General features: G+C 32.4%; 11 protein-coding genes. 6 read left to right on the top strand and 5 right to left on the bottom strand.

Going from position 1 to position 13685, the window contains the following annotated elements; all coding sequences use genetic code 11:
- Window positions 1-7: 7 nt before the first annotated feature.
- The 4 genes from ACUUYC_RS14950 to ACUUYC_RS14935 all read left to right on the top strand — a co-directional run bounded on the left by ACUUYC_RS14950 (window position 8) and on the right by ACUUYC_RS14935 (window position 6536).
- Entirely contained in the window at window positions 8-2032 is a 2025-nt protein-coding gene (locus tag ACUUYC_RS14950) for a hypothetical protein (protein ID WP_474267033.1), read from the top strand.
- Window positions 2033-2042: 10 nt separating this feature from the next.
- Window positions 2043-3005: a hemagglutinin protein gene (locus ACUUYC_RS14945; protein WP_474267031.1), complete on the top strand. Its 963-nt coding sequence runs from the start codon at window positions 2043-2045 to the stop codon at window positions 3003-3005.
- Window positions 3006-3047: 42 nt separating this feature from the next.
- On the top strand, window positions 3048-3692 hold the full coding sequence (locus ACUUYC_RS14940; RefSeq protein ID WP_474267029.1) for a hypothetical protein: 645 nt from the start codon (window positions 3048-3050) through the stop codon (window positions 3690-3692).
- A 78-nt stretch (window positions 3693-3770) separates the two neighbouring features.
- Entirely contained in the window at window positions 3771-6536 is a 2766-nt protein-coding gene (locus ACUUYC_RS14935) for a CHAT domain-containing protein (RefSeq protein WP_474267027.1), read from the top strand.
- Window positions 6537-6647: 111 nt separating this feature from the next.
- Here ACUUYC_RS14935 and murA read toward each other — a convergent pair whose 3' ends face one another.
- The 5 genes from murA to ACUUYC_RS14910 all read right to left on the bottom strand — a co-directional run bounded on the left by murA (window position 6648) and on the right by ACUUYC_RS14910 (window position 10898).
- Complete coding sequence (murA, locus tag ACUUYC_RS14930) at window positions 6648-7955, bottom strand: UDP-N-acetylglucosamine 1-carboxyvinyltransferase (RefSeq protein ID WP_474267025.1); 1308 nt, start codon at window positions 7953-7955, stop codon at window positions 6648-6650.
- Window positions 7956-7976: 21 nt separating this feature from the next.
- Window positions 7977-8627: a DUF4290 domain-containing protein gene (locus ACUUYC_RS14925; RefSeq protein ID WP_474267023.1), complete on the bottom strand. Its 651-nt coding sequence runs from the start codon at window positions 8625-8627 to the stop codon at window positions 7977-7979.
- A 102-nt stretch (window positions 8628-8729) separates the two neighbouring features.
- Entirely contained in the window at window positions 8730-9020 is a 291-nt protein-coding gene (locus tag ACUUYC_RS14920; protein WP_474267021.1) for a DUF493 family protein, read from the bottom strand.
- Between the two features lie 62 nt (window positions 9021-9082).
- Window positions 9083-10387: a T9SS type A sorting domain-containing protein gene (locus ACUUYC_RS14915; protein ID WP_474267019.1), complete on the bottom strand. Its 1305-nt coding sequence runs from the start codon at window positions 10385-10387 to the stop codon at window positions 9083-9085.
- A gap of 202 nt (window positions 10388-10589) precedes the next feature.
- Entirely contained in the window at window positions 10590-10898 is a 309-nt protein-coding gene (locus ACUUYC_RS14910) for a hypothetical protein (RefSeq protein WP_474267017.1), read from the bottom strand.
- 346 nt (window positions 10899-11244) lie between these two features.
- Between ACUUYC_RS14910 and ACUUYC_RS14905 the strand changes: the two genes are divergently transcribed.
- A complete protein-coding gene (locus ACUUYC_RS14905) occupies window positions 11245-11787 on the top strand; it encodes an AAA family ATPase (RefSeq protein WP_474267015.1) in 543 nt (180 codons plus the stop codon).
- Window positions 11787-13685 carry a RecQ family ATP-dependent DNA helicase gene (locus ACUUYC_RS14900; protein ID WP_474267013.1) on the top strand — a complete coding sequence of 633 codons (1899 nt, stop codon included), beginning with the start codon at window positions 11787-11789 and terminating at the stop codon, window positions 13683-13685. The genes ACUUYC_RS14905 and ACUUYC_RS14900 overlap by 1 nt, the downstream gene beginning before the upstream one ends.

The raw sequence follows: 13685 nt of genomic DNA, 5'->3' as shown, positions 1-13685 counted from the left end.
CTCACAAATGAAAACACAATACTCACTTCTTTTACTGATTCTTTTTTGTATGGGAACAGTTTTTTCGCAATCACGCGGTATCAACTATAAAGCTGTCATTGCGGACAATAACGGAACTCCGTTAGCAAATCAAGCAATTACAGTTCAGTTTACCATTCTAGAAGGTAATATGGGGATCAATGAAATATATAAAGAAACACATACAACGACAACGAATGCAAACGGAATTGTGATTGTAAGTATTGGAGAAGGACTAAATATTTCAGGAGATTTTCAAACCATAAATTGGGGATTTGATACACATTTTGTAAAAACAGAAGTTGATACAGGAAGTGGTTTTGTTGATTTTGGGACAACAGAATTCAAAACAGTTCCATATGCATTACATGCAGAAACAGTAAGTCCGTCAGGAGATATTAGTGCTTTCTCAGAATCTGCACCAAATAGAATTACAGCAGTAAATACAAATGCAGATTTTGTAGTAGGGAGCACTAGCACTGAAGATGAAAATAATATCAACCTAGACAGCCGCTTATTTTTTGATAAAACGAAAGTCGCTTTTAGAGCTGGTGCAGTTGATGGAACACAATGGAATGATTCAAATCGTGGTTTATATTCATTTGCAGGTGGAAGAAACAATACTGCAAATGGAATTGCTTCGACTGCTTTTGGTGTAAATAATCAAGTCGCTGGCTCAAACGCTTTAGTTTTAGGAAGTCAAAATACAGTAAATGGTTCTAATTCTTTAGTGGCAGGTTTTGGAAATATATCTAGTAATCAAATCAATGCACAAACGGTGTTAGGAAAATGGAATGAAGTTGAAACTGATGCTTTATTTATTATTGGAAACGGTGCCGATGATACAACTAGAAAAAATGTATTAAGTGTAAAATCTGATGGAAATATCATCGCTAATGATTTAGATATAGCAGAAATTACACAAAATAATGCTTTAGTTACAAAAGCCTACGTAGATGCCAATGCAGGAACTACTAGCACAGGATTAGAACAACTCGACGAAGGCAATGGAAATGGTTGGCGATTAATTGGGCAAGATGCAAACAATTATGGTAATATTGGTATAGATGCCGTCGATTTTTCTGCTAATTATGTATCATCAACTACAGGTGGTGCCACAGGGAATATAGCAACGGCTTTTGGATATAATACAACTGCTTCTGGTAATAGAGCTTTTGCATCTGGTGATGGAACACAAGCTACAGGTTTAATTTCGACAGCAATGGGATTACAGAGTGAAGCATCGGGAAGCTACTCAACTGCACTTGGCTGGGATACTACTGCTTCTGGTGTGGCTTCTACAGCTCTTGGTGATGACACAATTGCCTCAGGTACTGGTTCAGTCGCAGTAGGTTCCTATAATGTAGATGATAGCAATGCAAAGTTTATGGTTGGAAATGGTAGTCTTCATGATAGAAATACAGCGTTTAAAATAATGAACTCTGGAGTAGTAAATATTGATAATTTAACAGGAACTGGAACACGTAATGTTACTGTTGATGCTAGTGGAAATCTTTTAGCAACAACTACTGAAAAAAGTGATATTTTAGTCATTACTCCTTTTGATTTTAATAAAGAAAATATAGTTGGTGGTATTACAATGACAAGACATAGAATTGATGGCGCTTATATTGACGTACCGGGTGATGTATCGGAAATTTACGCTCCTATACAATTTCCTAAAGATGCTACCATAACAGCTGTAGAATTTATTTATACAGACTTTAATACAATTTCAGGGCGTTCGTTAGAATTTACTATAGGATTTCAACAATTTGATGCTTCTAACAATAATACACAAGCATTTTTTGTGGTAGGAACTCAATTAAATACCGACAGTTACAGCCCTGCAAACCGAATTGCTACTGCGAATAATGTAAATTTTCCTATTTCTGGATTTAACGCGAACCTTTACCGAGCTTATTATGTACGTATTAAACCCGTTTCGGGTGGTTCATGGTCTGGAACTTCCGATACAGCAATTAAACAAGTTAGAATACATTACACACATTAAAAGTAGCATTATGAAGTATTTAAAACTCATCATTTTATTTTGTAGTAGTATTAGCTTTGGCCAAATTTTAGAACGAAGCTCCATAGACTCAGGTGGCGCATCAAGTACAGCTTCCAATTTACAATTAGTGTATAGTATTGGTGAAACTAACATTCAGGAACTCTCTGGAAGCTTTCAAATTTCTGAAGGTTTTATAATTCCAAGTTTTAAAATTAAAATAGATCCTATTGTGTTTTTACAAGGTCCGTTGTTTAACACTAATAATGCGGGTTTAATGAATGACGACTTGCGTTCTAATAATTATATACCAACTACAAGTCCATATGCAGATAATGCTATTGTAGATGCTTCGGTATTTACTGTTACAGGCAACAATGCTATTGTAGATTGGGTTTGGGTAGAATTAAGATCTGAAAATGATACTACAAAAATAGTTGCATCAAAATCAGCATTATTACAACGCGATGGAGATGTCGTTGCATTAGATGGTAGCTCCACATTGGTATTAAATGTATCTCCTGGCAATCATCATGTAGTCATTAAACACCGTAATCATTTAAGTGTAATGTCTGCGAACCCAATTGCACTTATAGAAGCAAGCACAACAACAGTCAATTTTACAGACAGTACATTTTTAACCTTTGGATCTAATGCACAAGTACAATTGGCAACTAATGATATGGCACTCTGGGCAGGAAATGTAAATGGAGATGATATCGTGCAATATTCAGGGACTAATCCTGATGTTCCTAGCATTTTATCGGAAGTTTTAAATGACTCAGGGAACTTCCTTAATTTTCCAACATACATCGTAAATGGATATAACATTCACGATATAAATATGGATGGTAAAACGCAATACACAGGAACTCAACCAGATTCACCTTTAATTCTTCAAAATGTATTAGCGCATCCAGGAAATTTCTTAAACTTTAGCACCTATCAAATACAAGAAGAATTACCAGAAAACTAAAAAATAATTCCTTTTTATAAAAAAATAATAAATCAAAAAACGATGAAATCAATTATAAAAATAATACTTATCGTTTGTTTAGTCTCTTGTGGAAGAAACGCAGAAGAGCAAAAAGCAGTCGATAAAAACGTACAAGAAGTCCTAGAAGTAGTAAAGGAATTACCTGCCATACAAAAAGAAGTTAATGCGTTTGAAGAAAAGTTGGCAAAACAAAAAGTAACAGGAAATTTTGAAGCAACAATGGACAACAAAGCGTTAAACATAAACAGTTGGAGCGGCAAAAAAAGTACCGTACATTTTTTAAATGGTAAAGCCATATTTCTATTTTTCACTAGAGACGATCGTAATGAATATGTATCTGTGATTATTAATAGAGAAGATTTGTTCAATAATTTAAATGAGAAAACTTTTGCCCCAACTACACTAGTAGTCGATTTCTCAGATACTAAATTAATAGATCAAATCGCTAAAGGAAGTATTCAATTAGCATATCATAACAAAACTACAAATGAAGAATACGAGTCAGCATCTGGTGACATGCGTTTGGAAAAACTTTCGGACAATCAACTACAAATTACTTTTAAAGGAAAAGGATTTAAAGGCGATTGGAAAGAAAAAAACTATGTTCCGTTTACTGCTACTGTAGATTTGAATTATAATTTCTTAAAAGACAACCGTACAAAGTAAAACTCATGATAAAAGGATTTTATATAAAACTCTTTGCGATTGGAAAATAACTATCTTACAATTTCTTAAAAACAAACCATGCGCATCCTATTTATTACTCTTCTTATATGTTCTTTTTTTCAATCTGCATTAGCGCAAACAAAAGAAAGAGACAGCATCTTAAATGTACTTGATGAATACTCTTCCAATTATGATGCTAAAAATGTAATACGCATTAGTAATGAAATTGAAAAATATACTACAGAGAACTCTTTAAGCGATAGCTTATTTATAGCAAATGTATTGTTTTACAAAGCAGAAGCTATCAGCTATTCTGCAAACTTATTAGACACACGAAAAGCATACGAAGACGCTATTCAGATGTGTCCAAATTCACAAGATGGTAAAGCATTAAGAATATTAGCCATCTCAGAAAGTACAACTATTGAAAGTATAAAAGGCTTAAACATTATTGTTTACAAAAAACTTAAGAAAGCAAGTTCATTGATCGAGAATACTAAAAACATATCTCCTTCTATATTGATAAATACCTATGGAGAAATTGCATTTCTTTCTAAAAGTTTTGGAGAAAATACTATTGCAAAATCATACCTAGAAAAGACGCAAAAAGTTTTTAATGAAAACAAACACACTTTAAGTTATTTAACCAAAAGTAATTATTATGGCACTATTTTAGATTTTTATAAAAATACTGACATTGACGAAAGTATAATGACAGCGATTTTTGATAAAAATAAAGAACTATATATAAACAGACCTATCAATGCTAATCTTGAAATTCTTAGAGCTTCTAAATTCCTGAATACACAAAATAGAATGTCAGAATTCTATCTTTATAGGTTAAAAAAAGGAAAAAAGAATAGTGCTAAAAAAGCGCTTTTCCATTTGAATAATGTATTGTCATACGACAAGCAACATAACTTAACTGACCATTACAAAAAAATAGCTTGGTATTTAAAAAATGAAGTCTTCATATTTCAAAATAAATTAAACGAAGCAATAGAGAGCAATATAAAGCTCATCAATTTTTCCAGAGAAAAAGAAACAAGAATGGCTTATAACAGGGCACAACGTATTCATCTATTATTACGCATGAATAAAGTAAAAGAAGCCCGAAAAGAAGTCTATAAAATGGTGATGATATTCCATACTGGAGAAGAAAACTTAAAAAAAGATTTTTCTAATTTCAAACCATATCAACTACTGGAATATGCATCTATGTTCCTAGATTTATCAGATGACTTTAAAAAACAAGGAGACACTAATATAGAAACAAAAAAGCTTATTGTACAATTAAATACACTCGCATTAGTACAGTTTAAAAATTCTATTGAAAATAAACTAACAACACCTAAAGTCAGAAAACTATTTGAACGTATTATCTCTAATTTTGTTACTACAAAAGAATCTGATAAACGACACGGAATGACAATTCCTAAGCTATTGGAAACTATTGAAAACATAGAGAATACTTTAGACTGGCAAGAATTTTTACAAAATAGAGAGTATTCAGAACTTACTTTTATTGATGATTATAAATATGAAGAAGTTGAACTTAGAAGTCAATTGGTCAAAGCCAGAAAGCAACAACAAGATAGTATTGTTTTAGCACTCGAATTAAAGTTAGAACAATTAAACTCAAGTTTTAAAGACCAATACCCAAACCATTCCAAATTAGCATTATCAAACTTTAAGACTACTGATTTTCAGAATAAATTAGATGATTCTGAAGTGGTTCTTCGCTATGAAAATATCCAAGATTCATTGTATGTATTTGTAATTAACAAAAGTAACATTCAACTCTTAAATCTTGGAACCTCTTCAACTATTTCAACACAAGTAAAAAGTTATGTTTCTGGCATTTCTAATAGAATAATTAATGATGAAATTTCAAAAAAACTATATCAACAATTAATTCCAACATCAGCACTTTCATTTGAACATCTAAATATTGTGCCTGATAATTATCTATTTAAACTTCCTTTTGAAACCTTAAAAAGTACTACTAATCGTTATTTGTTAGAAGATAAAACCGTTATTTATACTCCATATCTTTCTTTATTACAACACGATACTGTAGTTAACAATGAAAATCAACAAGATTCTAATCTTATGATTTTCACACCTTCGTATGATGAAATTGCAGATACAGAAGTTGTTGAAGTCACAAGAGGCAATGAATATCGTTTAAATGGCGCAAAGAAGGAATCGGAATTACTCGCCAATTTATTTAAAAATGCTTCCTTTTCTGATTATTCAGCAACGAAAGAAAACTTTAAAAATCATGCGCCAAACGCACAATTATTGCATTTATCAATGCATGCAAATGTAGATCCTGTAACTCCTGAACTTAGTTATCTATTATTCACAGAAGGGAATACTGATAATAAATTATACATAGAAGAATTATATGGTATGAATTTAAAAGCCGATATGGCTGTTTTAAGCGCATGCAATACTGGAGATGGTGTTTTGGACGTAAAAAAAGGAATGATTTCTATACATCGTGCATTTACACAAGCCGGAGTTCCAACAACAGTTGCAAGTTTATGGAGTGTTCCGGATAATGCAACTCAGAAAATTATGCTCCAATTTTATACAGAATTAAAAGCTGGAAAAACAAAAGCTGAAGCCTTACAATTGGCAAAACTTCACTATTTAGAAACTACTGATGATCCAAATTTTAGAACTCCATTTTATTGGGCAGGTTTTGTTATCAATGGAACAAATAATCCTGTTGCTTTTCCACAATCTGAAATCAATTATACAGTATATATTCTAATTGGATTTATGTCAATTTTGTCACTCCTTATTTTATTTTGGAGAAAGAAGAAATTCTTATAAATAATAGTACGAGTAGTTAGCAACTATGACTTCAAACTCAAATTCATCAAACAAAAAAAGAATTACTAGTTGCCTAATAATTCTTTTTGAATATTTTTATTTGAGATTTAATTACAAACGAACAATCTTTGCTCCTATAGCTCGTAAACGTTCGTCAATGTTTTCGTAACCTCTGTCTATTTGTTCAATATTATGAATCGTTGATGTTCCTTTTGCAGATAAAGCGGCAATCAATAATGAAATTCCAGCTCTAATATCCGGAGAAACCATTGTTGTAGCTTTTAATTGTGATTTGAAATCATGTCCAATAACACTTGCTCTATGCGGATCACAAAGGATAATTTTTGCGCCCATATCAATTAGTTTATCTACAAAGAATAAACGACTTTCAAACATTTTTTGGTGTACTAAAACACTTCCACGTGCTTGTGTTGCAATTACTAAGATGATACTTAATAAATCAGGTGTAAACCCTGGCCAAGGCGCATCGGATATTGTTAAGATTGATCCGTCAATATAGTTTTGAATTTCGTAACCATCCTTATGTTCTGGCACATAAATATCATCACCTTTACGTTCAATTGTGATTCCTAATTTTCTGAATACATCAGGAATTTGACCTAAATCATCCCAACTTACATTTTTGATTGTTAATTCGCTTCGCGTCATCGCAGCCAATCCAATCCAACTTCCAATTTCAATCATATCTGGAAGCATTCTGTGTTCCGTGCCACCTAATTCTTCTACACCATCAATCACCAATAAGTTAGAACCAACACCTTTTATCTTTGCGCCCATTCTGTTCAACATATTACATAGTTGTTGTAAATATGGTTCACAAGCGGCATTATAAATTGTGGTTGTACCTTCTGCTAATACGGCAGCCATTACAATATTTGCAGTTCCAGTAACTGAAGCTTCATCAAGAAGCATGTAAGTTCCTTTCAGTTTTTTAGCTTCTACTCCGTAGAAATAATCTTCTCGGTTATAACGGAATTGTGCTCCTAACTTTATAAAACCTTCAAAGTGTGTATCTAGTCTTCTACGACCAATTTTATCACCTCCAGGTTTAGGAATATATCCTTTTCCAAAGCGTGCCAATAACGGTCCAACAATCATAATAGAACCACGCAATCCGCGCCCTTCTTCTTTAAATTGTTCAGATTCTAGGTATTTTAAATTGATATCATCTGATTGAAACGTATAGGAACCTGGTCCGTTTTTCTGAATTTTCACACCTAAGTTTCCTAAAAGCATGATTAATTTATTTACATCAACAATATCAGGAATGTTACTAATTGTAACTTTTTCTGGAGTCAACAAAACTGCACATAAAATTTGTAAAGCTTCGTTTTTTGCTCCTTGCGGTTGAATACTTCCTTTTAACTGATGACCACCTTCAATCTTAAAAGTCCCCATAAAATATAGTAATGAATTTTGTTAGTAACGCTTTCTATTGTTACGATTATTATTTTTGTTGCGCTGTTGATTTTTGTTGTTGTTGTTAGAAAACTTTTTCTTTTGCTTTAACAAGTTTGAAGCATCAGATAAACTTTCTTCTCTTGAAGCAAGGTCAATTTCACCGTTACTCAATTCAAGTAAATGTCTAAAAATCACATAATCTTCAACAGTGTCTTTGTTCCAATTGAGGTAACATTTTTTCATATGATTTGCAATTGCAAATTCTAATGCTTCCTTCATTTCACCTTTATCCCAACTATTGGCAACATCAATCATACGTTTGATGTTATTTCCATAGAAACGATATTTTGGAAAATTTTGAGGATACCCAAGCGGTTGTGGACGCTCTTGTAATACTTCTCGCGAAGGTTTTGGATATGGTGAATCAACATCTAGACGAAAGTCTGACATGATAAATAATTGATCCCATAATTTATGCTGAAAATCAGGTACATCACGTAAGTGTGGCTGTAAATTCCCCATTACGCCAATAATAGATTTTACTATTTTATTGCGTTCTTCTGCATCTTCTGTGTCTATAGCATGGTTGATCATTTTTTGAATATGTCGTCCATATTCTGGAATAATCAATCGTTTACGCTCTGTGTTATACTCTAACTGGTCAATCAAAATGAAATTTGTTTGTAAGGTAAATAATGAAGTAAAATAAAGTTCTCGTGAAGATTATTTTGTGATTGCAAAATAGTAAAAAATTCTATAAAACACTGCTCATTATAAAGAAATTATACCTTCTACAGCACTTGCTTCTTTATATTTCTTAATAATCGCATCCGCACTTTTCATATTTACGGTAATTGTTACACTAGTATAGGTTCCTTTTGAAGATTGTTTAGTGTCTATAACTGCTCCAATATTGTCGAATATTTGATGTACTTGCTTTATTTTTTCTTCACTAGAAGGAACAATAAATTTATACATATAAAGTGAAGGGAATTCTGTAGTATCTTCTAATTGTGTTTTTAATTTGGCATAAAACGCTGCTGTATCGTTTTTTGAACTCATGCTGTATTTTTTTCTTATGAACGGCAAAGATACAGCTTCTTTGAAAACTTTCTATAGTTTAACTATTTGATAACTTTTTTGATTCGGATTGTATTGTCTACTCTAATTTTTAAGAAATATGTTCCTGAACTCAGTTGTAATACATTTAAAGATATTGTTTGTTCGCCTGATCCTTCTTGCTTTTGAATTAATCTTCCCAAACCATCTACCAATTCTACTGATTGTATTGGCTTTTCAGAAGATATATTAAGTTGATTTTTAATAGGATTTGGATAGACTTCCAATGTGTTTTCTGCTACCTCACCAACGCTTAAAATACAATTAATCCCTGTTCCTGCTGAAGCGACAAATGTTCCATTATTTACAGACCAATGTTCCCAAATTCCTCCAGAACCAGTTTGCCAATCGCTTAAGTCAAATGTATTAGTTCCGCCAGTATTTCCTTTGATTCTATATACTTTTAAAGCTTCTCCGCCTCTATTCCAGTGCAAAGATGTATTTGGTTCGCAGGTTTCTGGTATCATGTCCGTAAGTTCACAATTTGGTTGAATAAAGTAAGCGTTATCATCAAATGAAGGATAATCGCCATATACACGCGCCAAACCATTTTCATCAATGCAAACAGCTGTATATTCATCACAAGCAATTCCTCTCACATTTAAAATACCTGCATTACTATTATCAGTTAATATACGCGCCATAAATACTACATGACGACCTCTTCTATCGGGATCATCATAATGTGTATCTGTAATAACATCATTTAAAAACCAATTTTCTAAAAACGGAGCGCTTGAAACAGTTGCGTCATTAGCATACGGATTCGCTAATGCTTGTGCAGACGTAATCGTTCCATTTTCTGCTGAAAAGTAATGTTTTCCTAAAATTGCCATTCCAGCACTTGTACCACCAATTACTATATTTCTATTATTAATAGCGTCATTAATTAAATTTTGAATTTCCGTATTTCGCCAGTAAGAAACATAATTCCATTGATCACCACCAGCAAACCAGATTGCTTCTGCTTGTTGAATTTTTTGATGAATATAATTTACAGAACTTGCGTCGCTATTATTAAATACAATCGTTTCCACAGAATTTACCGTGACTCCAAGATCAGAATACATATAATTATTATAACCGTCCGAACCACTAGCACGAAGTACTAAAATATCGCCTCCATTTGCGCGTTCTAAAAACCATTGCATCGCATCATCAGATTCTGTTGATCCGCCCATTAAACAAGATCCACCTAAAGGATTTGTAACAATATCTGTTACATTCCCTGTTTGATAACTGGTGTAAGATTGTGAAAAACCATTCCACACAAACAAGAAGCAAATTATAAACGTAAAACTAGTTTTCATAAACGAAATTGTAAGGTTTTAAATCTAGCGAAAGTTACACAACTCACAAAAAATTCTACTACGGGAATCTATTACTTTTCGTTAGGGTTGTTTTTTATTGCATTATAAAGTTTTAAAATAGGAAACCAAAAAAACAGATTACAAAAACACCTAAGTATTATATGCAATCTGTTTTTAAAATAAACTAAATCCTATTGTATTCTTATTGTTGTTCAACTTTAAACCAACCATTCCATATTCCATCAACTTGATAGCATATAAAATACTCTTCCGCTTTTGTAACAGCAACTACTTGAATTTGACCTTCACCATTAGTTGTTGCGGCTACTCTAACAGCATCTTTTAAAGGTCCATTTGAGCCTTCTGCTGTTCCGAAAAGCGCACTTGCTTCTGACCATACTAACTTGTTTCCTGCTTCTACTTGCCATGTATGTGCCACCATATTTGCTTCATCAATATAAAAAGCTTCCACACGGCCATCTAAGTTTGTTGCTATAACAAAATTGTTCATAATATTAATCTTATACTTTCCTACTCTCTTTAAAATTGGCTTTTCGGATTTCGCCTGTAAAACCAAAAACAGAATGTTATCAATTATCTAACTAATTTGCTTTTGATTACAATACAAATGTGCAATAGTTCCTTATTTTTCTATAAGTAGAAACTACCTGTTTCTATAAAACAGATAGAATTACTAAGAAGCTGATTTGATTAGAAATTAATTCGTTTACTTATTAAATATTGAATCTTGTTCTATGTAAAAAAACAACTTACAATCAGTAACAATCAATTAACTATAATTTTACTATTTCATATTCCTCACATTTTCCGTAATTTTACACCATAAATTATTCAGATTGAACACAAAAAGAATACTCATCATTGGTGGACCAGGAACTGGAAAATCAACTTTGATTACCGAATTAGAACAACAAGGACATACTTGTTTTCATGAAATTTCAAGACAGGTTACGGCAGCCGCTCAAAAAAAAGGCATTGAACAATTGTTTTTAACGCAACCATTATTGTTTAGTGAATTATTGTTAGAAGGCAGAATTCAACAATTTAAAGACGCTAAAAATCTTGATATTGACTACGCTTTTTATGACAGAGGAATTCCTGATGTAGCTGCCTATATGGATTATACTGGTGACGAATATCCTGATATGTTTCGTGATGCATGCAAAAATCATACTTATGATGTTGCTTTTATGCTCGCACCTTGGAAAGAAATCTATGAGCAAGACAACGAACGTTACGAAAGTTTTGAGCAAGCAGAAAAGATTCAAAAGTATTTGACAGCTGCTTATGAAAACTACAATTACAATTTAATTAATGTTCCTTTTGGAACTATTTCAGAACGTGTTTTATTCATCCTAAATACACTTAAAAACCACTAATGACCAAACCGCTTGCAATTTTACAAAAATATTGGGGACATACTTCATTTCGTCCATTGCAAGCCGAAATCATACAATCGGTCATTGAAAAAAAAGATACATTAGCTTTATTACCAACTGGTGGTGGAAAATCGGTTTGTTTTCAAATTCCTGCATTGGCAATGGATGGAATTTGTATTGTAATTTCTCCTTTAGTTGCCTTAATTCAAGATCAAGTTGCCAATTTAAAAGCAAATGGAATTAAAGCGATTGCGCTCACAGGCGGATTAAGAAATGACGAAATTGGTACATTGCTCGATAATTGTGTCTATGGCGATTACAAATTTCTATACCTTTCTCCTGAACGTTTACAACAAGAAATCATTCAGGAACGCATTAAGCAAATGCCCGTAAATTTAATTGCTGTTGATGAATCGCATTGTATTTCACAATGGGGAAATGATTTTCGCCCAGCATATAGACACATTAATACACTCCGTGAATTGCTTCCAACAATTCCATGTATTGCACTCACGGCAACAGCCACACCAAAAGTCGTTCAAGACATTGAAGAAAATTTACACTTAAAAGATGTACAACGTTTTCAGCAATCATTTACACGTGAAAATTTAGCGTATACCGTTTTAGAAACTGAAAATAAAGTACTTACTATTCAAAAAACATTACGCAAATATCCACAATCATGTATTGTATATGTTCGAAATCGTAAAAGTACTGTAATGATTCATGAAGCCTTGCAACGCAAAGGATTTACGAGTTTGTATTTTCATGGCGGACTTTCGTCAGAAGAAAAAAAAGTTGCATTACAAAAATGGTTGAATGGAAAAGTTCAAACCATAGTAGCAACAAATGCATTTGGTATGGGAATTGACAAACCTGATGTCAAAAATGTGATTCACATTCAATTGCCTGATAGTTTAGAAAATTATTACCAAGAAGCTGGACGCGCCGGAAGAAATGGTGAATATGCAAACGCCATTATTCTCACAGATAAAAACGATAGTAAACAATTACAACAACAATTCATTCATAATTTACCAGATGTTAATTTCTTGAAACTTGTTTTCAGGAAACTTTGTAGCTTCTTTCAGGTTGCTTATGGAGAAGGTTATAATACCAAACATGCGCTTCCATTTTATGAATTCTGCAAAGCGTATCAATTTCCAACACAAAAAACATTTGCCGCTTTACAATTATTAGACAGACATAGTGTTTTACAATTATCACAACATTTTCATCAAAAAACGATCATTAAATTTACACTTGATCAATATAATTTGATGAAGTATTTGGATAGTCATCCACATTTGAGTTTAATTACGCAAGCTATTTTACGAACATATGGTGGCGTTTTTGAACAAAAGATAAAAATCAATACTAAATTCTTAGCACAGAAATTAGGCTTACCTAAAGAAAAAATCAACGATACAATTCAACAATTGGCAAAAGATGAAGTTTTAGTGTTGGAAGAATTACAAACCGATGCAGAAATCACGTTTTTAGTTGCACGTGAAGATGATAAAACCATCAGTCCAATCGCAAAAGATGTCATTCATCAAAATGAATTAAAAAAGAATCGTGTACAAGCTGTTATTGCATATGTTCAGAATACTGAAATCTGTAAAAACAGTCAGCTTCTCTCCTATTTTGGTGAAGATTCAAAAAAGCCATGCGGAATTTGTTCTGTGTGTAAAACGAAAAAAACAAAAACGCCCGATAGAGAATTACAAATGCTGATTCATGATGATATTTTAAAAGTATTGAAAGCTAATCCGATGACTTCTACTGAAATTTGTGAAGTTTTACCATATCGTGAAAACCTAATTGTAACAATTATTCAATTACTTTTGGAAGCAGAAAAAATTAAATTAACAGAAACAAATACTTATACCATATAA

The sequence above is a fragment of the Kordia sp. E genome, assembly GCF_056033805.1.
The sequence above is the reverse complement of the archived record's forward strand: the minus strand, read 5'-3'. Positions and strand labels throughout refer to the sequence as shown.

Excerpts from the sequence above, each read along its gene's own strand:
- ACUUYC_RS14950 (WP_474267033.1), top strand. The coding sequence starts at position 8 with ATGAAAACACAATACTCACTTCTTTTACTGATTCTTTTTTGTATGGGA.
- ACUUYC_RS14945 (WP_474267031.1), top strand. The coding sequence starts at position 2,043 with ATGAAGTATTTAAAACTCATCATTTTATTTTGTAGTAGTATTAGCTTT.
- ACUUYC_RS14940 (WP_474267029.1), top strand. The coding sequence starts at position 3,048 with ATGAAATCAATTATAAAAATAATACTTATCGTTTGTTTAGTCTCTTGT.
- ACUUYC_RS14935 (WP_474267027.1), top strand. The coding sequence starts at position 3,771 with ATGCGCATCCTATTTATTACTCTTCTTATATGTTCTTTTTTTCAATCT.
- murA (WP_474267025.1), bottom strand. The coding sequence starts at position 7,955 with ATGGGGACTTTTAAGATTGAAGGTGGTCATCAGTTAAAAGGAAGTATT.
- ACUUYC_RS14920 (WP_474267021.1), bottom strand. The coding sequence starts at position 9,020 with ATGAGTTCAAAAAACGATACAGCAGCGTTTTATGCCAAATTAAAAACA.
- ACUUYC_RS14915 (WP_474267019.1), bottom strand. The coding sequence starts at position 10,387 with ATGAAAACTAGTTTTACGTTTATAATTTGCTTCTTGTTTGTGTGGAAT.
- ACUUYC_RS14910 (WP_474267017.1), bottom strand. The coding sequence starts at position 10,898 with ATGAACAATTTTGTTATAGCAACAAACTTAGATGGCCGTGTGGAAGCT.
- ACUUYC_RS14900 (WP_474267013.1), top strand. The coding sequence starts at position 11,787 with ATGACCAAACCGCTTGCAATTTTACAAAAATATTGGGGACATACTTCA.